Raw genomic sequence first — 20,180 nt, forward strand, 5'->3', positions numbered from 1 at the left:
GCTATAAAATTGAAGGTTAACAGACGTTTTGAACTTTTTAAAGATGTCCCTGATGAACAATGGAATGACTGGAAATGGCAGCTTAAAAATAGAGTTGAAACCTTGGAAGATTTAAAAAAATATATACCTCTTACTCCAGAAGAAGAAGAAGGAGTAAAGCAGTGCCTAACTACTTTAAGAATGGCAATAACTCCTTATTATCTTTCACTTATAGACCCAGAAGATCAAAATGATCCTATAAGAAAACAAGCTATTCCTACAGGCTCTGAACTTCATAAATCCCTAGCAGATTTAGAGGATCCATTGCATGAAGATACAGACTCACCTGTAAGAGGTCTTACTCATAGGTATCCTGATAGAGTTTTACTGCTTATAACAGATCAATGCTCAATGTATTGCAGGCACTGCACCAGAAGAAGATTTGCAGGTCACCATGACAAGGCTCTTCCTATGGATCAAATAGAAAAAGCCATAGACTATATAGCAAAGACTCCTCAAATAAGAGATGTTCTATTATCTGGTGGAGATGCCTTACTTATGTCTGATGATAAGTTAGAATATATTATAAGCAAATTAAGAGCTATTCCTCATGTTGAAATAATAAGAATTGGTTCAAGAATACCTGTAGTTCTACCTCAAAGAATTACAGAAGATTTAGTAAACATGCTAAAGAAATATCATCCTATATGGTTAAATACTCATTTTAATCATCCAAAGGAAATTACAGAGGATTCTAAGAAAGCTTGTGAAAGACTAGCTAATGGCGGAATTCCTTTAGGTAACCAATCTGTGCTTTTGAGAGGAGTAAATGATTGTGTTCATGTAATGAGAGAGCTTGTTCATAATTTAGTTAAAATAAGGGTTAGACCTTATTATATATATCAATGTGACTTATCCATGGGACTAGAACATTTTAGAACTCCCGTATCAAAGGGTATTGAAATAATTGAAGGCCTCAGAGGACATACTTCAGGCTACTGTGTTCCTACCTTTGTAGTAGATGCTCCTGGAGGAGGCGGAAAAATTCCAGTAATGCCTGATTACGTGATATCTCAAAACCATGATAAGGTGATATTAAGAAACTTTGAGGGTGTTATAACTACCTATACTCAACCTACAGATTATACTCCTGGCTGCAACTGTGAAATCTGCAAAGGTGAGAAAGAGTATAAGTTAACTGGGGTAGCAGGGCTTATACAGGGAAATCAAATTGCTTTAGAGCCTGAATCTTTGCCAAGAAAACAAAGAGCTCTTAATAAATAAAGGAGACACTAAAATGTATAACACCGCTATCACAGAGCTTATCCAAGGCTATAAAAGCATTTCTATTATTGGTATGGATAAAAACGCAGGTAAAACTACTGTATTGAATCATTTAATTCAAAATGCCAAGAGGGATAATCTCCCTCTTGGTATAACTTCTATTGGAAGAGATGGGGAGGAATTAGATTTAGTTACATCTACTAAAAAACCTAGAATATATGTTAGAAAAGATACTATCATAGCCACTGCTAAGGATTGTATAAAAAACTGTGATATAACAAAGGAAGTTCTTCAAACTACCGGAATACATACAGCTCTAGGAGAAGTAATAATACTAAGAGCCTTAAGCGATGGCTATGTGGATCTTGGTGGCCCTTCTGTAAACAGGCATATGTCTAGAATAGTTAAGGAACTTAGCCACTTAGGCTGCAACCTTGTACTAGTAGATGGAGCCCTCAGCAGAAAAACCTTTGCATCTCCTTCTATAACAGAAGCCACCATATTGTCTACAGGAGCCTCTCTATCAAAAAATATAGATATGGTAGTAGAAAAAACTAAACACTCTGTAAATCTACTGTCTGCTGATGAAGTTAAGGATAATAGACTTATTGAACTTTGTAAAAGCACCTTAGAGGAGCAAAGAATAAATATAATATATAAAGATTACACTATAAAGTCACTAAATAATGTTACTTCCCTTAACTCTTCTAAGGATATTATTGAAAATATCAATGATAGAGTATCCTATATATATCTAAAGGGAATATTATCTGATAAGCTTCTTAAAGATTTTATCAATACTACCAATAAATATAAGAATATAACTTTTATTGCAGAGGATGGAACTAAATTATTTTTAGAGAAGGAAACTCTAGATATTTTTAAAGCTAAGGGCGGAAATATTCAGGTAATAAGTCCAATAAACCTATTATGCTTAACCTGTAATCCAAAGTCACCTTTTGGCTATGAGTTTAACAAGCACGAGCTTTTAAACAAACTCCAAAGCTCTATAGAATTGCCTGTATATGATATTTTACAATAGTGTACACAAAGAAATCGGGGTGATTAAATGTATTTTTTAGATAAACAACAAAGAGAACAGGTAGGCTTTAACTTTATCTTAGACAAATTAGAAGTCATCACCCCCTTTGGTGTTGACCTTAAGAAAAATTTAAGACCTTACAAAGCTCAAGAAAAACAAAATCTTTTAGAGGAACTAAATAATATAGATTTAATTCTTCAAAATTATAATACACATAAAAGTCTATATAAAAATATAGAAAGACTCTTCAATAAAGTAAAGGATATAAAAAATTCTATAAAAAGAATTATTAATATTAATACCTTAGATGATGTAGAACTTTTTGAAGTAAAAACCTTCTCTCTTATATGTGAAGAAATTTGTGTTTTATTTTCAGAGCTTCAAAGAGTTACTCTTATCAAAGGTATCAAGTTCACATCGCTAAAAGAAGTCATAGATATTTTAGATCCAGATAAAAAAAGGATATCTACTTTTTACATATACGAAAGCTATTCGAAAAAACTTGAAGAAATTAGAGCCCATAAAAGAAAGCTAGAGGAACAAATATTATTGTGTCCTAGTGCAGAAAAGGCCATGAACTTAAAAGGCGAAAGACTGCGATGGGTAGTGATGGAGGAAGAGGAAGAACTTTTAATAAGAAGAGAGCTTACTAAAAAACTAAATAGCCATGCCTTAACTTTAGAAAAAAATATACTCTCCATAGCTAAACTTGATTTATTAATGGCTAAAGCAAAATTAGCTATTAATTTTAATGCTGTAAAGCCTATAATAACTGATGAGGCGAAGATTCATATTAAAGAGGCTTTTAATCCTGAAGTATCCTTTATATTAGAGGCTAGAGGCAAGGCTTTCACTCCCATAACCTTAAAGATAAATTCAGGAGTTTCTGTTATAACAGGAGCTAATATGGGCGGCAAAAGTGTCACCATGAAAACTGTTGTGTTAAATTTACTACTAGCTCATATGGGATTCTTTTTGTTCTGCGAAGAAGCTACCCTACCAATTTTAGATTTTATATATTTCATATCTGATGACTTACAATCAGTTTCTCAAGGCTTAAGCACCTTTGGAGCTGAAATAATAGATCTAAAAAACTTTATAGAGTACTCTAAAAATAAAACTGGATTTATAGCACTAGATGAGTTTGCAAGAGGCACTAACCCTAAGGAAGGAACTTTTTTAGTCAAAGCCCTATGCAATTACCTTAATACACAAAAAAATATAAGCTTAATCTCCACTCATTATGATAATGTAGTGGATGAAACCATGGTACATTACCAAGTTAAAGGATTAAAAAATGTTAACTTTGAAGAGCTAAAAAATAAGATTAATCTTAACAGGGCTCATTCCATAGAAATTATTCAAGAGCATATGGATTATAGATTAGAACAGGTATCATCTAACGATAAGGTGCCTAAGGATGCTCTTAACATATGTATATTACTTGGTCTACACCAAGATATTATAGATATAGCTCAAGGGTTTTATAGTAAGGAGGAATAGTATGGAAAGTAAGTTAAATTTAAATTTTGAAATAGTTCACAAGGCTAGGCAGCATGCTAAGAACATAGCCTTAGATACTCAAGAATTCATTGATCTGCATACCACGGTAGCTGTAGAAAGAACAGTCTGTAGATTACTAGGTATTGATGGTGTAGATGATATGGGGATTCCTCTACCTAATATATTAGTAGATAGCTTAGTTAAAAATGATACCCTATCTCTAGGCGCTGCCTACTTTATAGGTAATGCTATGATAAGTACAAGGTTATCTCCTCAACAAATAGCCGAAAAGATCTCTAAAGGGGAGTTAGACCTAACAAAGCTTGAAAATAATGACTTGTTTGAAATAAAATCAACTATTATGCCTTTAGCTAAAGCTACCGTTGATAAAATTAAAGCTAATAAAGATAAAAGAGAAGAATTTCTAAAAAAATACGGTGATAAATCTGGCCCTCTGCTCTATGTAATAGTAGCTACTGGAAATATATATGAGGATATAACTCAAGCAAGAGCTGCCGCAAGGCAAGGTGCAGATGTAATAGCTGTAATAAGGACTACAGGCCAAAGTCTACTTGATTATGTACCTTACGGTGCTACTACTGAAGGTTTCGGAGGTACCTTTGCTACTCAAGAAAACTTTAAGCTTATGAGAAAAGCCTTAGATGAAGTTGGAGAAGAATTAGGTAGATATATAAGACTATGTAACTATTGTTCTGGATTATGCATGCCTGAAATAGCAGCCTTAGGTGCTATGGAAAGACTAGATGTAATGCTTAATGATGCATTGTATGGCATACTTTTTAGAGATATAAATATGAAAAGAACCATTGTAGACCAATTTTTTTCTAGAGCAATCAATGGCTTTGCTGGTGTAATAATAAATACTGGAGAAGATAATTATCTAACCACTGCTGATGCCGTAGAAGAAGCTCACACAGTACTGGCTTCTCAGCTTATAAACGAGCAATTTGCATTATTAGCAGGTCTCCCAGAAGAACAAATGGGACTTGGCCATGCTTTTGAAATACATCCAGATTTAAAGAATGGATTCTTGTACGAGCTAGCTCAAGCCCAAATGGCTAGAGAGATTTTCCCAAAAGCTCCTTTGAAATACATGCCTCCTACAAAATTTATGACTGGTAATATTTTTAAAGGACATATACAAGACGCACTATTCAATGTAGTAACTGCCATTACCAATCAAAGAATACACCTTCTCGGCATGCTAACAGAAGCTATTCATACCCCTTTTATGTCTGATAGAGCTCTATCCATAGAAAATGCTAAATATATATTTAATACTATGGAAGATTTAGGTAGTGAAATAACCTTCAAAAAAGGCGGTATCATGGAAGAAAGAGCCAATGAAGTACTAAATAAAGCTTGTGAGCTTTTACACGAAATTGAAGGAGAAGGACTATTTAGAACCTTAGAAAAAGGAATTTTTGCCGGAATAAAAAGACCTACGGATGGCGGAAAAGGCTTAAGTGGGGTTGTAGAAAAATCAAGAGATTATTTTAATCCCTTCATAGACTTGATGTTAGGAGGTAATAAATAATGAGCGGAGGATTATATTCAACAGAAAAGAAGGAATTTGATAAAACTTTAGATTTAACAAGGGTTAAGCCCTATGGAGACACCATGAATGACGGCAAGGTTCAACTAAGTTTTACCTTACCTGTACCGGATGGTGATAAAGGTATAGAAGCAGCAAAGCTATTAGCCAAGAAAATGGGTCTAGAGGATCCTTCTGTTTCATATCATGGAGCCCTTGATGAAAACTTTACCTTTTTTGTGGTTTACGGAAATATCGCTCATTCCGTAGATTATGAATCTATTCATGTGCAAGCTGTTGAAATAGATACCATGTCTATGGAAGAAGTTAATCAATATATAAAAGAGTATATAAAAAGAGAGATTGTAGTAATAGGTGCTAGTACCGGTACTGATGCTCATACCGTTGGTATTGACGCTATCATGAATATGAAGGGTTATGCAGGTCATTATGGCTTAGAGAGATATGAAATGATTGAAGCTTATAATTTAGGCAGCCAAGTATCTAATGAAGAGTTCATAAGAAAAGCCATCGAGCTAAAGGCTGACGTATTATTAGTTTCTCAAACAGTAACTCAAAAAAATATACACATTCAGAACTTAACAGAATTAGTAGAGCTATTAGAGGCTGAAGGCATAAGAGATAAAGTAGTACTTATATGCGGAGGCCCAAGAATAACCCATGAATTGGCAAAAGAATTAGGCTATGATGCAGGCTTCGGCCCTGGAAAATATGCAGATGACGTAGCTACCTTTGCAGTAACGGAAATAGTCGAAAGAAACCTTTAGTTACAGCTCACAATGCTTAATGAATGAAATTTATATAATTATACAATTAAAGCTTACGCTAAGTGTTTAGCCGTAAGCTTTAATTTTAATAATAATTATAACTATAGATTTTTCGTAGAGTAACGGAGAAAAATCTACCTTTATTATGAATTGTGCATTGTGAATTGTGCATTAAATACCTCTACTCTATTTCTTCCATTTTCTTTAGCTTCATATAGAGCATTATCCGCTTCTCTTAGTATTTGTCTAAAATCTAAATGATTGTCTCTCAACTCATTAATACCTAGGCTAACAGTAATTTTTACTACTACATCATTAACCTCTATTTCAAGGTTTTCAATGGAAGTTCTTATTCTACTAGCTACCTGCTCTGCTTCCTTTAAATTTGTATTTTTTAATGTAATGCAGAACTCTTCCCCGCCATATCTTCCTAATATATCCTCTTTTCTAAGACTACCCTTACATACATCTGCTACAGCTTTTAAAACATTGTCCCCTACATCATGACCATATCTATCATTTACCTTCTTAAAATGGTCTACATCCAACATAATCACTGATAATGGTCTATTATCATTTTTTGCTTCTTCATAAGTTTTTTCACTTAACTCAAAGAAGTATCTTCTATTATTTAATCCGCTTAAAGGATCTGTTACTGCTAATAACTTTATTTCACCAAATAGCTTAGCATTTTCTATGGCTATACTTGCTTGAGAAGCAAAGGCTATTGCCATGTTTACCTCTGTATCTTGATAAATATTAGCTTCGCTATGCTCAAGGACTAATACTCCTAAAATATTGTCATGAGATATTAGTGGTATACCTATCCAGCTCCTACCTTTTATAAAGCAGCCACAGCCTTCTATTCTATCATATTCATCCATATGTTCTTGAAGATTATCAAAAACTATATGATGTTTTTTCTCAATTATTTCATTAAGTAATTTATTATCACCGACTACCCTTTCCCCGCTATCTACCTGACAGCTTATGGAATTACATGCAGCCATTATGTATAAACCATCTTCCCTTTTAAGCATAACGCAGGCATTATTATAAGGCACTATATTGTTTAAGCTCTCAAGAAGCCTAGTCATAACCTCCTTTAAATCTAAGGTAGAATTTATAACCCCTGTAATCTCTCTTAGCTTTTCTGCTAAGGTTCTACTATACTTCTCAGATTCAAAATTATGAGCGTTTATTATAGCGTGCTGTATTGCATCCTTCAAAGTTAATAAAGTTTTAGTCCTTGCTAATAATTCCTCTCTAGAGAAGGGTTTAATCATATAGTCATTGGCTCCAAATTCAAAGCCAAGGCTAATCTCTTGAACATTATTCTTAGTCATAAGCATGAGCACAGGTAAATCAAATAGTGAATACTTTTTTCTTATCCGCTTACATACTTCAAAACCAGAAAGCTTAGGCATCATTGAGTCTAATATCAATAAATCAAATTTTGCTTCTTCCTTTTCAATAAGATTTATAACTTCTCTGCCATTATTTACAATAGTTAAAGAGTAGTTTTCATAAGAAAGTTGGTTTATTAATACTTGTACATTAATTTCATCATCATCTGCAATTAATATCTTAAACTCTCCAGATTTATTAATTTCCCTCCTAGAGCTAAAATTAAAATGATCTATGGCTTCTACGTTTAAATATTCCTCCGAAAGATCCATTAAAATATTACTAGTACCCTCTTCTTTCTCCTTAACTACAGGCATATATATGACCACTTCATCTTTACTATATCTTATATCTCCTCCATGAAGGAAAATTAAGGATTTTGCAATTTCTAATGTCATTTCTTCATAATCCTTGTTGTTATTCGTAACAAAATTATCTTTTAAAGGTTTTAGTAAATTAATTATATTTCTTTTGTCTCTTATAGAATCCCTATTTAATATATGAATACTCATAGTATCTCCTATATTAGTGCAGAAAATCTCTAATTCTTCCTTTGATATATCCTTTATCATGTATTCAATTACATCCATAAGGATTTTAGTAAATCTATTTTCATCTACATATATATATTCAATATCTTTTGATATATTGTTTATTATCTTTATATTCTTTTCTTTTATCTTGCTATTTAAAAGATCCATAACTAACTCAAGGATTTGATTTATATCTACTATCTTTTTGTTTAGTACTATATCATTACCTTTTATCTTTGAAAAATCATGAAGATTATTAACAATATTTATAAGATTATTAGTGCTAAAGGAAATAAGCTTTAAGTTTTTTTGTAGTCCGTCTATATTATCTTTATCAAAGTTTAATATAGAAGATTCCACAACTTCTCTTACTGCTCTTAAAGGAATTATTAGCTGATTAGATGTATTTTCAATAAACTCATCCTTCAATTTATCTATCAGCAATAGCCTCTCACTCATAAATTCAACATCAGAAAAGGTTTTAGTATATTTTACAGAAAGCGTGAAAGTCTGTATAGATATAAATACAAACAAACCTAAATGAGATAATTGCTCTGATTTTATATACCCCATATAATACAGCAAATCATTTAAAACCGTAAAACTAAATATAATAGCTCCTAATAATATAAAAAGTGATAATTCTCTTTTTTTAATAGCGGCTACGATTATACAATATAAACTATAAACAGCTATTAATATGATATAATATTGATACAATATTAGTATGTTGGAATAAAATCTTGCCTTAGTAAAAATAATTATAGAAATATATAGAGATAAAATAATAGTATTTGTTTTATCAAACCACAGGCTAAACTCATCAGAATATAAATTTCTGAAAAATTTTATAAAGAAAATTACGCTTAGACACAAGGTTAAATATTCCAATTTTACAAATAATTCATAATTTAATGCTTCTTGAATATTTACTAGAATCTTTTCCCCTGCTAGCAAAGTTCTAAGAGCAATCAATATATTCACAATAGCAAAATATAAATTTGACTTATTCTTCTTTTTAAAGCTATATAAAGCAAAATTATAAAGGGCTACTATAAAGAAAGCTCCCACCAAAAATACTTCCAATGATATCTTAATTTTAGCTCTATTACTTATGGCTATATCACTGCCAAATTCAATATTTTCTAAAAGTCCACCCATCTTATGATTAAAGTTTGAAGTCTGAAGTATTATATTAAACTCTTGTTTTTTCTGATAAAAATATGTATTTATTGCATAACTCCTAGGTATCTCTTCATAATAATTTGTGCCTACTATCCCACTACTTGCTACAAGCTTATCATCTATCCAAAGCTTAAAAGCACTTGTTATAGCTGGTATTCTAAGACCTCTAACTTTATGATAATCCTTAGTTTTTACTGTTAATACAAAAGTTCCATATCCTTCACCACTAGAAAATCCTTCTTTCTTCTGCCAGCGGCTGGGGAAATTTACATAAGAATAAAAGTAATTTTCTTTATTACTATATAAAATTCCAGGCTCTAGCAGCTTGTCTGAGTAAAGTCTCCACTGACCTTCTAGGGGCTGAATAAATCTGCTATTCAATTCTACAGAGCTTATATCTAAAAAACCATTATTCGCTTCTATATAAGAGCTATGATTAAAAACATATTTTTTTAAGCCTATAAAAAACATTAGAAATGTAACTAATAAAAGAATTCCATAATATAAGTTTTTAGGTTTAATATCTTTCATATAGTCACACCTCCCTTTTATAGTAATCTTTTAATTATTAATAGGCATAAAAACATATAATATTATATCATAACAAATTATCATAATATATCATAACTGCAATATTTTAAGCTTACTTTTTTATATTTCCAAAAATTATAACATATTCAAATTTTATATCACTCTCTATATTTAATAACATTTCAAAATATATTATATATATAAAAAAAAATTGTTTTATGAGAAAAAAATGAAGGAATTATTTGTATTATATTGCATTTTTAATTCTTTATAAAATTATATTAAACACATTTTTTAAATCTTCCTGATTTTATTTACTCGTTAAAATACAGTAGGGAATTACCCTACTGCACTATTTTCCCTTTGTATTCACAATTCCAGGCTGAGTTCCAGAATTTCCTCTACCTAGGTAGCCATTTTCAGCATTTCTACTATCATTACTATTATCAATCATACTTTGATTCTTAGCCTCTTGAATCTTATTTTTATGATTTTGAGCCATTCTTCATTCCTCCTAATCAGTAGAGCTTCTTTTAAAGTTTAACCTTTTTTATTTTATTTATTCTTACCTCAAAACCTTTGCTTTAACAATAAAAATAGCTATGATATAATTATCTACAATGATTTTAAAAAGAATTTGTTGTATATTGAGAGGTGAAATTAATGAAGGATTTAAACCCTGAAGAGCACTTTCAAGCCGCAAGCAAGCTTGCATCAAAGGAATATTCTCAAAATATTTCTAAAGGAGAGATAGGTTATTTGCCTTCATTAGAAGGCCTATTAGATAACTCTGATATATTAACCCAAGTAAATTTAGGATTGATTGAAATACCTATAAAAAAAATCAAAGGTACTTATTCTCATCTTAGAAGCCTTAGCTTTGCTAAGAACTTTATGCCATTATTAAATTTAGATACAGAATTTAAATATAAATGGATGAGTGTTTGTGAATATCATTTAAATGAAGGAATAAAAGATCCCATAAAGGTATATGAATATCTGAATTGGTTTTATGTCATAGAAGGAAATAAAAGAGTAAGTGTTTTAAAATATTTTGATGGGTATTCTATTGATGCTAATGTTATAAGGCTAGTACCAAAGCAGAATCCAAATGATCCAGTTTTATGTCTTTACTATGAATTTTTAGATTTTAATCGAGAAACAGATTTGAATTGCATATGGTTTTCTAAAACTGGCTGCTATACAAAACTTATGAAAATGTTAAAAAAATACAATCCATCGTTGCTAGATTTTGAAAATAAATATAAGTACTTTGAAGTTTATACTTACAATATCTTCAGAAATATATATCATGCTTTAGGAGGGGACTCTCTTCCTATAACTACAGGAGATGCATTTTTAGAATATAGTGAGATTTATGGTATTCCAGAAAAATATGATGAGAAAACTTTAAGAGATAGCTTAAAACAATTTATTAAAGAATTAAGGTTGATTTCTTCAAATCAAGATATTGAAATTCAAACTTCTCCTATGGAAAATCAAGCTACAGGAGTGAGCGTACTTTCAAGTTTAACTAATTTATTTTTGTCTCAAAAACCACTAAAGGTAGCTTTTGCTCATGCTCGTAATATTCATAGCTCGGGTTGGACCTATGCTCATGAATTAGGTAGAATGCACGCTCAAAATGCTCTTAAGGACCTTGTGGTTACTACATCTATAGAAGATGTACCCCCAAAGGATGATGCATACTTTTCTATAAAAAGTTTAGTAGAAGAAGGAAATGAAGTAATCTTTACTACAAGTCCTATTTACTTTAATGCTACTTTAAAATGCGCTTTAGAATATCCTAAAGTAAAATTTTTTAACTGCTCAGAATATAAGCCTTATTCTCATGTAAGCAATTATTTTGGAAGAACTTATGAGCCGAGATTTTTAACTGGTTTAATAGCAGGATCTATGACAAAGACTAATGTTATAGGCTATGTAGCTACTGCTCCAAACCCAGAGGTTATAAGTTCTATTAATGCTTTTGCTTTAGGTGTGAAGTTAGTAAATCCCTATAGCAAAGTTAAAATTAGCTGGACAAATGAATGGCATAGCAATATAAAATCCACAGACTGTAGTCAAAGGCTTATCGCTGAAGGTGCAGATATTATTTCAAATCAAACAAGGATTGTTCCTATGGAAATCTCAGAAAAGTTTGGTATATATTCAATGCTTAGCACAGTAGATGAAGTAACAAAGGAACCAGATAAATACCTAGCGGCGCCTATTTGGCATTGGGGAGTATTTTATGAAAAAATACTTAAAACCATACTGCATGATCCGTCGAAAAATATAGCAGATTTATTTGGCGATTCGCCTAAAGCTATAAGTTTATGGTGGGGTATGAGTTCTGGCGTTTTAGATATATATTGTTCAAAGCATAATGTTCCTTATGAAACTCACAAGCTTGTTAATCTAATAAAAAATATGATTATTGAAAATTGTTTTAATCCTTTTACCGGCCCTATTTATGATAACAAAGGATACTTAAGAATAGAAAAAGATTGTATTATAGAAATGGAAGAAATACTATCTATGGATTGGTTTGTAGATAATGTAGACGCTGAAGACTTTATTAAAAGGTAAGGGATGATATAAATGTCCCTTACTTTTTAATAATTTAAAATATAATACCCGTAACCATTGATAATAGTAGTTTCTTTATAGTTTATAATTCTTGGTTTAAAACCATAGTTGAGATGTACATGACCATGCAAAAAATACTTAGGCAAATACTTATCTAATAAATTATTAAAGCATTTAAATCCAATATGACATAAATCCTTATCATCACCTTTTCCAAAGGCTGGAGAATGAGTAACTAGTATATCAAAGCCTCTATTCCACCATATTTTAGGTAGAAGCTTAATAATCCTTCTATTCATTTCTTTTTCTGTATATTGAAAAGGTCCTTTATTATACTTCATACTGCCACCAAGTCCTAATATCCTAATCCCTTTAAAATATACTAATTTATCATCAATACACTCACAACCTTCTGGAGGGTTTTTAATATACTTTTCATTATGATTGCCGTGTACATAGTATACTGGAGCCTTTAACATAGTAGCTAAAAAAGATAGGTACTCTGCTTTTAAATCTCCACAAGATATTACTAAATCTATATCTCTAAATCTTTCTGGATGAAAATAATCCCATAAATAAGGTGCTTCCACATCTGATATTAAAAGTATCTTCATATAATTCCTATCCTTTTATATAAATATAGGCTTATAATTGCCCTAGAATGGCCAAAAATGCCCTTTGGGAACATATATAAGTGTTTTCTCTTAAACCTATTGTAAACCTTTATGTTAAAATAGACAACCAATAAATTTAGTACTACATTCTTCTAGCCTTGCCTGCACAAACTTCCATAGCTTTCATCACTGCGTTTCTCAATCCTCGATTCTCCAACTCTAGCACTGCTTCAATGGTGGCTCCTCCTGGTGAGCATACCATATCCTTTAATTCACCTGGATGTTTTTCTGTTTCCAAAACCATTTTTGCAGAACCTAAAACTGCTTGAGCCGCCATCTTATATGCTGATTTTCTAGGTAATCCTTCCTTTACTGCAGCATCTGCCATTGCCTCAATAAACATAAAAACATAGGCTGGAGAAGAACCTGCTACTGCTATAAAAGCATCCATCAACTTTTCATCTATTTGTTCTACCTCACCAAAGCTGTTTAGTATAGCCATTGTCTGTTCTATATCCTCCTTGGAAGCCTTTCGATTAGGACAAATTGCAGTTATCCCTTCTCCTACCAATACAGGAGTATTAGGCATAATTCTTATTAGCCTAATTTCCTCTCCAAAAAGCTCCTCTATATTTTTTATACTTCTTCCTGCTGCGATAGATATTATTAAGGTTTCCTTTCTTATAGTATCCTTAATTTCTTCTATGATAGTAAGATATATATTGGGTTTAACAGCTAATATAAGTATGTCACTTTTTTTCGCCACTTCCTTATTATCAGTGGTAATATTCACATTATATTTTTCTCTTAATGCCTTTAAATTATCTTCATTTGAACGAGAAACTATAATATTTTCTGGAGAGAAAATCTCCGATTTTATTATACCTCCAAGCATAGCCTGCCCCATGTTACCGCAGCCTATAAAGCCTAAAATTTTACTCACTATCAATCACCTATCCCTTTTATCTAATTTTAAACAAATTAATATCATATTTAAAATGTCTATCATTATTATACCTCTTTTTTTAAATTATAATGATGTAATAACAATGTTTAAAAAATATGTCTATGATATTTAACTCAAAAGAAAGCACATTTTTTTCCATATTGAATAAATTAATATTGTAATCAATATTATATAAGGGTTTTTTAAATGTCTTATTCAAATAGGGAGTTATTAGCAAGAGTTATTAGATGTGAAGCTGGTGGTGAAGGCGACACTGGAATGAAAGCTGTCGCAACTTCTATAATGAATAGAGTAAGAGTACCTTATGGTGAATACCATAGGATAGGTCAAGGAGACCTTAGAAAGGTACTTTATCAAAAGGGGCAATATGATTGTATGAGGGGAGAAATAAATGGTGTTCCCAACCCCCAAACCATTTGGTCAAATCCACCAGAACAAATACATTATGATATTGCAGATTGGGCATTAGCAGGTAATAGATTGTTCCCTATAGGTTATTCTTTATGGTACTTTAATCCCTTTGCTCCATGTCCCTATACTTTCCCATATAATGGTTCAGGTAGTTTTCAAATAAAAATAGTACAACACTGTTTCTATAATCCTACAGAATTATATGCTCAAACTTAATTTAATATTTATAAAACAATTAATTTTAGGAGGCTTTTATGTTCCCTGAATGGTACGTAGATGATTATTGCCCTTGTTACTATAGAACTATGGATATGAACATGCCTACCCCTATGCCTATGCCTATGCAAACACAACAACCTCAACAGCCTCAACAACTTCAGCAACCTCAACAGCCACCATCAGATTTTGAAGTTGCCCCAGGTTCTCCCACAGTCTTAGGGGTAGGATATACTCAAGGATTTTTAAGGACTCAGATTGGGAAGAGGGTTAAAGTAACTTTCCTTATAGGCACTAACACAACTCAAGATAGAGACGGCGTTTTAACTGAGGTAGGCATTAGTTATATAGTTCTAAGAGATCTTCTAGCAAATTACTTAACCATGGCAGATATTTATTCTATTAAATTTGTTAACATTTATAGCGACTAAACCTTATTCAAATACTCTTATTAAAAATGCCTTTCAGCTGAGTTTCCTTTGACTGAAAGGCATTAAGTTTTTTAGGAGAAGAAATTAAAAAAAGTAGCTTTTTTATAAGGAAAATAATATTCTGGCGTATCTTCTTTAATAACCTTAAATTCATAGCCTTTATCTTTATAATATTTTATTATTCTAGGGAGAACCTTACAGGTATTTTTATGCATATAATCGCAATGCATTAATAGTATAATTGGTTCAGACTTATCTAATTCTCTTGTAGCTTCCTTAAATAGCTTATCAGAGGGTGTTTGTGGTCTTAATCCATCAGATAGATTCATATTCCAATCATAGGTTTTAAAGTTATAGCTATGAAGTAGCTTTAACATTTCATCATTTAATCTTTTCCTGCTACCTCCAGGAAATCTTATTATATTAGGCGAAATACCAGCGACTTTATTTATTTCCTCTCTGGTATCAAGCATTTCTTTAATAAAATTCTTTTTACTGGCATATATAGTTTTAAAATTATGGGTATAGGTGTGAAGTCCTATACTATGACCCTCCTCATTGATTCTGTTTACTATGTTTTCATAGCCTTTAATCTGATTACCTATAAGAAAAAAAGTAGCTTTTACATTGTTTTCTTTTAATATATCTAAAACTTTATAGGTAATAGAGCTAGGGCCATCATCAAGAGTTAGGTATATCACTCTTTCCCCTTTTTCCTTGGATTCAACTTCTGCTTGCACCACAGCAGTATCTACAAAATAAGCAAAATTAAATATAATAAGGAGTGCTAAAGTAAACAATTTATTTTTTTTCAACTCATCCACCTCAATATATTTATTTGTAAAACATATAAATACGTTCCTTTTTCTTTAGTCTGCTCAAATAAATTAATTAAATAAGTGGAAATTAGTACATAAAAAACAGTACTCATTTAAATATAATACAGTACCGTTTTAACAGATATTATTTTTCATTTATAGATTCCTTTAAAGCATGCCAAGCTAATACTGCACATTTCACTCTAGCTGGCATGTTGGAAATATTTTTAAAGGCTATAGCATCTTCTAAGATTTCTAAGTCTTCTTCTTTGATTATCTCCCTCTTTATCATACCGATAAAGGTATTCACTAATTTTAAAGCTTCTTCCTTTCTTTTTCCCTTTATAAGGTCAATCATCATAGAAGAAGAGGCTTGGGATATAGCACATCCTACTCCTGTGAAGGCTGCATCTTCTATTATATCTCCATTAAATTTTAATTCTAAAGATATCTCATCGCCACAGCTAGGATTATGACCTAGCTCTACATGATCTGCATGATCTAAGTGTCTTTTATTATGACCGCTCTGATTATGCTCCATTATTAATTCTGTATAAATATCATTTAGGTTCATAACCTAACCACTTCCTTACATTTTTAATACTTTCAATAAATACGTCGATTTCTTCTTTAGTATTATAGAAATAAAAGCTTATTCTTGAGGTGGAGTTTATCTTCATGTATTTCATGAAGGGCTGTGCACAATGATGCCCTGCTCTTAGGGCAACCCCATAGGTATCTACTATACTAGCTACATCATGAGGATGCACTCCCTCTATATTAAAAGAAATTACTCCTCCCCTATTAAGGGTATCTTTTGGTCCATATAGTGTTACGTAAGGTATTTCTTTTAGTTTATCTAAGGCATAAGTTGTAAGCTCTTCTTCTATAGCTTCTATATTTTCTATACCCGTTTCATTAATATAATCAATGGCCGCACCTAAGCCTACTACTGCTTCCACATTTTGAGTCCCTGCCTCTAGTTTAAAAGGTAATTCTGCAAAGGTTGATTTTTGCTCCCAAACGTATTCAATCATATCTCCACCATAGAGGAATGGAGGCATTTTTTCTAATATCTCTTCTTTTCCGTACAAAACACCTACACCCATAGGTGCCATCATTTTATGTCCTGAAAAGACTAAAAAATCCGCATCTAATTTTTGTACATCTACTTTTCTATGAGGAACACTTTGTGCTCCATCTAATATGACTAACGCCCCCATATCATGGGCATAATTTATTATTTCTTTCACTGGATTTATTATTCCAAAGGTATTAGTCATATGAGCTATAGATACTAACTTTGTTTTAGGACCAATCTTATCTCTTAACTCGCTACAGGGAATTCTTCCTTCCGAATCCGTATAAAGATATTTTAAAATTGCCTTCTTAGCAGAAGCTACCTGCTGCCAAGGAATAAGATTGCTATGATGTTCTGCTATGGATATAGCTATCTCGTCTCCCTCTTCTATAAAATTCATACCATAGGAATAGGCAATTAAGTTTAGAGCTTCCGTAGTATTTTTTGTAAACACTATTTCTTTAGTGCTATTTGCATTTATAAAGGCTCTAACCTTTTCTCTAGTACCTTCGTAAGCTTCTGTAGATAGAATGCTTAACTTATGAGCACCCCTATGAGGATTTGCATTTATTTCTTTATAATATCTTTCTATGGCTTCTATAACTTGCTTAGGTCTATGAGTAGTGGCTGCATTATCTAAATAAACTAGAGGCCTATCATTTATATTTTGTGAGAGGATTGGAAAATCCTCTCTTATTTGCTCTATAGTCCTATTCATTTAGTAATCTCCTTTGAATTTGAGCCTCTATATTTTGCTTGATCTCTTCATCGGGAATGCAATCTATAATAGGCCTAAAAGAAGCCTCTACAATAAGCTTCTTAGCTTCTTTTTCATTAAAACCTCTACTCATTAAATAAAATAACTTATTCTCGTCTATCTTTCCTGCACTAGCTGCATGAGCTCCTTCTACGTCATCCTCATCACATAATAGCAAAGGAATAGCATCAGATTTTGCTGTAGGGGAAAGGAGGATTACATACTCTTCTTCTGAAGCCTTTGATCTAGTAGAACCCTTCTTAAAATCCAAGGTTCCTCTAAAGGTCTTTTTACATTTATCCATGAGAACCCCTCTAGTTTCAATGTTACTTAGGGTTCTAATAGCTTTGTGATTCATTCTATAACTCATATCAATAGTTCTATTTTTATCTCCAAGGTATATAGATTTTAAATCACACTCTCCTGTAGGCTCTTCTAGGTTATTTACATAATTAGTTATACTTAAATTTCCACCTAATTCTACAGATATAAAATTAACTTTAGCTCCATAGCCTATGGATGCTATATTTGAATCGAAGTAATCAGACTTATCATTCATGGTTTGAACCTTAATCAAATTGACCTTGGCTCCATCCTTAGCAATTATTTTTGTAATGCCATTATAAAATCCCTGTATCTCTCCTTCTGTACTACATTCTATAATAACAGTTATTTCACTGTGCTCCTCTGCAGTAATAACTGTATTGCTTACTATATTAGAATTTTCTTCATTTATTTCATATTTAATTCTTATAGGTTCTAGGGCTTTTTCTTTTTTAGGTGCATGTATTATTAATGCTGTGTTGTAGAATTTCTCTGCATAATCTACAAATTCCTTTGAAACACCATACTCTAAATCTTTAAAGAGAGAGTTATTAAAAAGCTCTACTTTATCCTTTTCTTGTTTTACAATTACATTTCCTATGTCTTTTGCTTCAACTACATTTCTACTAAAATCCTTTATTTCTGGCAAAACATAATTGTTTAAAGTCAGTTCATTTACCTTTAACCATCTCCAAGTTATAACAGGCAATCTATTAAAATTTCTTGCTTCCTTCATACAACTCACCTCTTCCTACCCTATAGTTCCTTCAAGTTCCAGCTTAATTAAGTTATTCATCTCTACCGCATATTCTAAAGGAAGCTCTTTAGCTATTGGTTCTACAAAGCCTCTTACTATCATAGCTTTTGCCTCTTCTTCACTTAATCCTCTGCTCATTAAATAAAATATAGCTTCATCACTAATTCTTCCTATTTTTGCTTCATGCCCTAAATCCACTTCATCATTCATCAAATCTATAACTGGTATAGTATCAGATTTTGATTTGTTATCTAACATTAGTGATTCACAAGAAACTGTAGACTTACAATGATGAGCATTAGCAGTTACTCTTACTGCTCCTCTATATATAGCTACTCCTCCATCCTTTGATATGGACTTTGAATTTATATTTGAGGAGGTGTAGGGAGCTGCATGAATTACCTTGGCTCCTGTGTCAAGATATTGTCCCTTACCTGCAAAGGTTATTCCAGTAAATTCACATCTTGCTCTTTCACCCTTTAGAACACTCATGGGATACAACATGGATATCTTTGATCCAAAGGAACCTGAAACCCATTCTATAGTGCCATCTTTTTCAACGGTTGCTCTTTTAGTATTTAAGTTATACATATTTCTTGACCAGTTTTCTATAGTACTATATCTTAAGGTAGCTCCTTCCTTTACAAAAAGCTCTACGCAGCCTGCATGAAGATTGTTAACAGAGTATTTTGGCGCAGAACAGCCTTCTATAAAGTGAAGCTTTGCTCCTTTTTCTACAATTATCAAAGTATGTTCAAACTGACCTGCTCCTGGTGCGTTTAATCTAAAATAAGATTGTAGAGGTATATCCACCTGAACACCTTCCGGCACATAAACAAAAGAACCACCGGACCAAACTGCTCCATGCAAGGCAGCGAATTTATGATCACTAGGTGGTACACATTTCATAAAGTACTCTTTAACAATTGCTTCGTATTCCTTAACCGCTGTTTCCATATCAGTGTATATTACACCCTGTTTTACTAAATCTTCTCTTATACTATGATATACCACCTCAGAATCATATTGTGCTCCTACTCCAGCTAGAGATTCCTTTTCAGCCTTTGGAATTCCTAGTAAGTCGAAGGTTTTTTTAATATCCTCGGGAACCTCTTCCCAACTGCTCTTCATATCAGTGTCGGGCTTAACATAAGTCACTATATTCTCAATATCTAATCCGCTTATGTCTGGTCCCCAGGTTGGAACATCTATGTTGTTATATATTTCTAGAGATTTTAATCTAAAGTCAGTCATCCACTGGGGTTCATTTTTTTCTTTTGATATGTCTCTTATTATTTCAGGAGTTAATCCGCTTTGTGCTTTATAGCTATATCTTACCTCGTTTTTTACGTCATATATACCTCTATCGATATCTTCTATATATGTTTTTTTTCTTTCTTCCAAC

Annotated in this window: 17 protein-coding genes; 8 read left to right on the forward strand and 9 right to left on the reverse strand. The window is 32.0% G+C overall.

The features are described 5' to 3' along the window. Positions 1-9 precede the first annotated feature (9 nt). The 5 genes from kamA to kamE are packed head-to-tail and all read left to right on the forward strand — an operon-like array spanning position 10 to position 6,151. On the forward strand, positions 10-1,263 hold the full coding sequence (gene kamA, locus BN2665_RS25735; protein WP_055669928.1) for a lysine 2,3-aminomutase: 1,254 nt from the start codon (positions 10-12) through the stop codon (positions 1,261-1,263). Between the two features lie 13 nt (positions 1,264-1,276). Next, positions 1,277-2,305, forward strand: a complete 1,029-nt coding sequence (kamB, locus tag BN2665_RS25740) for a lysine 5,6-aminomutase reactivase subunit KamB (RefSeq protein WP_055669929.1) — start codon at positions 1,277-1,279, stop codon at positions 2,303-2,305. Between the two features lie 27 nt (positions 2,306-2,332). Beyond that, entirely contained in the window at positions 2,333-3,808 is a 1,476-nt protein-coding gene (kamC, locus tag BN2665_RS25745; protein WP_055669930.1) for a lysine 5,6-aminomutase reactivase ATPase KamC, read from the forward strand. 1 nt (position 3,809) lies between these two features. Then, on the forward strand, positions 3,810-5,366 hold the full coding sequence (gene kamD, locus BN2665_RS25750; protein ID WP_055669931.1) for a lysine 5,6-aminomutase subunit alpha: 1,557 nt from the start codon (positions 3,810-3,812) through the stop codon (positions 5,364-5,366). Then, positions 5,366-6,151: a lysine 5,6-aminomutase subunit beta gene (kamE, locus tag BN2665_RS25755; protein ID WP_055669932.1), complete on the forward strand. Its 786-nt coding sequence runs from the start codon at positions 5,366-5,368 to the stop codon at positions 6,149-6,151. The genes kamD and kamE overlap by 1 nt, the downstream gene beginning before the upstream one ends. 143 nt (positions 6,152-6,294) lie before the next feature. On the opposite strand, the gene BN2665_RS25760 is transcribed toward kamE, so the two are convergent. Further along, positions 6,295-9,807 carry a diguanylate cyclase gene (locus BN2665_RS25760; protein ID WP_055669933.1) on the reverse strand — a complete coding sequence of 1,171 codons (3,513 nt, stop codon included), beginning with the start codon at positions 9,805-9,807 and terminating at the stop codon, positions 6,295-6,297. A gap of 352 nt (positions 9,808-10,159) precedes the next feature. Further along, positions 10,160-10,309 (reverse strand): hypothetical protein, encoded by a 150-nt coding sequence (locus tag BN2665_RS27235; RefSeq protein ID WP_154675034.1) that lies wholly within the window; start codon positions 10,307-10,309, stop codon positions 10,160-10,162. A gap of 161 nt (positions 10,310-10,470) precedes the next feature. Here BN2665_RS27235 and BN2665_RS25765 point away from each other — a divergent pair, with 161 nt between their 5' ends. Then, positions 10,471-12,399, forward strand: a complete 1,929-nt coding sequence (locus BN2665_RS25765) for a BMP family ABC transporter substrate-binding protein (protein ID WP_055669934.1) — start codon at positions 10,471-10,473, stop codon at positions 12,397-12,399. Between the two features lie 26 nt (positions 12,400-12,425). On the opposite strand, the gene BN2665_RS25770 is transcribed toward BN2665_RS25765, so the two are convergent. Both BN2665_RS25770 and proC read right to left on the reverse strand, forming a co-directional pair. Next, positions 12,426-13,013 (reverse strand): metallophosphoesterase family protein, encoded by a 588-nt coding sequence (locus tag BN2665_RS25770; RefSeq protein WP_055669935.1) that lies wholly within the window; start codon positions 13,011-13,013, stop codon positions 12,426-12,428. A 142-nt stretch (positions 13,014-13,155) separates the two neighbouring features. Further along, positions 13,156-13,956, reverse strand: coding sequence for a pyrroline-5-carboxylate reductase (proC, locus tag BN2665_RS25775; RefSeq protein ID WP_055669936.1), 801 nt, complete (start codon positions 13,954-13,956; stop codon positions 13,156-13,158). Positions 13,957-14,166: 210 nt separating this feature from the next. Between proC and BN2665_RS25780 the strand changes: the two genes are divergently transcribed. Further along, the gene (locus tag BN2665_RS25780; RefSeq protein ID WP_055669937.1) at positions 14,167-14,607 is read left to right on the forward strand and encodes a cell wall hydrolase; all 441 of its coding nucleotides are present in this window, start codon (positions 14,167-14,169) and stop codon (positions 14,605-14,607) included. Between the two features lie 38 nt (positions 14,608-14,645). After that, the gene (locus BN2665_RS25785; protein ID WP_055669938.1) at positions 14,646-15,038 is read left to right on the forward strand and encodes a hypothetical protein; all 393 of its coding nucleotides are present in this window, start codon (positions 14,646-14,648) and stop codon (positions 15,036-15,038) included. Positions 15,039-15,109: 71 nt separating this feature from the next. Here the strand turns inward: BN2665_RS25785 and BN2665_RS25790 are convergent, their stop codons facing one another. The 5 genes from BN2665_RS25790 to sufB all read right to left on the reverse strand — a co-directional run bounded on the left by BN2665_RS25790 (position 15,110) and on the right by sufB (position 20,179). After that, positions 15,110-15,853, reverse strand: coding sequence for a polysaccharide deacetylase family protein (locus BN2665_RS25790; RefSeq protein WP_055669939.1), 744 nt, complete (start codon positions 15,851-15,853; stop codon positions 15,110-15,112). 148 nt (positions 15,854-16,001) lie between these two features. Then, positions 16,002-16,430, reverse strand: a complete 429-nt coding sequence (sufU, locus tag BN2665_RS25795; protein ID WP_055669940.1) for a Fe-S cluster assembly sulfur transfer protein SufU — start codon at positions 16,428-16,430, stop codon at positions 16,002-16,004. Further along, entirely contained in the window at positions 16,417-17,655 is a 1,239-nt protein-coding gene (locus BN2665_RS25800; RefSeq protein ID WP_055669941.1) for a cysteine desulfurase, read from the reverse strand. Before BN2665_RS25800 ends, sufU begins: the two co-directional genes overlap by 14 nt. After that, a complete protein-coding gene (sufD, locus tag BN2665_RS25805) occupies positions 17,648-18,754 on the reverse strand; it encodes a Fe-S cluster assembly protein SufD (RefSeq protein WP_055669942.1) in 1,107 nt (368 codons plus the stop codon). Before sufD ends, BN2665_RS25800 begins: the two co-directional genes overlap by 8 nt. Before the next feature lie 15 nt (positions 18,755-18,769). Continuing rightward, complete coding sequence (gene sufB / locus BN2665_RS25810; RefSeq protein ID WP_055669943.1) at positions 18,770-20,179, reverse strand: Fe-S cluster assembly protein SufB; 1,410 nt, start codon at positions 20,177-20,179, stop codon at positions 18,770-18,772. Position 20,180: the final 1 nt, after the last annotated feature.

Source organism: Desnuesiella massiliensis, assembly GCF_001403615.1.
GTDB classification, from domain to species: Bacteria; Bacillota; Clostridia; order Clostridiales; family Clostridiaceae; genus Desnuesiella; species Desnuesiella massiliensis.